Here is a 536-nt window from a genome sequence, read left to right as displayed (position 1 = left end):
GTAATTACTTATACTGTAACCACTGGTTCGGGTTGTGTAAGCCAGGATACTGCTCGTGTGACTGTAAATGCTTTACCTCAGATAGTGAAGACCGCTGGCTCTCGTGAAGTATGTGCCGGTAGTACTATTACATTGAGTAATGCCACTGCTGGCGGGACCGGAGTATGGAGTAGCAGCGCTACTGGTGTTGCCAGTGTAGATAATAATGGTGTAGTTCGTGGTGTCGGTGCCGGTAATGCGGTAGTTACTTACACTGTAACTACTGGTTTAGGTTGCGTAAGCCAGGATACTGCCCGTATAACTGTAAACGCTTTACCTCAGATGTTGAAGACCGCTGGTTCCCGTGGAGTATGTGCCGGTAGTACTATTACATTGAGTAATGCTTCCACTGGTGGAACGGGCGTATGGAGCAGCAATGCTACCGGTGTAGCCACTGTTGATAATAATGGTATAGTTCGTGGTGTCGGTGCCGGTAATGCGGTAATTACTTATACTGTAACCACTGGTTCGGGTTGTGTAAGCCAGGATACTGCTCG

At 47.9% G+C, this 536-nt stretch carries 1 protein-coding gene; it reads left to right on the top strand.

Annotated elements, in window-relative coordinates; all coding sequences use genetic code 11:
• Positions 1-536, top strand: a 536-nt coding sequence (locus IEY13_RS30045) for an Ig-like domain-containing protein (protein WP_188959475.1), incomplete at both ends; no start/stop codon positions are given.

The sequence above is a fragment of the Filimonas zeae genome (genome assembly GCF_014641615.1).
GTDB classification, from domain to species: domain Bacteria; phylum Bacteroidota; class Bacteroidia; order Chitinophagales; family Chitinophagaceae; genus Filimonas; species Filimonas zeae.
Note: the sequence above shows the minus strand (reverse complement) of the source record. Positions and strands in the feature narration are given on the sequence as shown.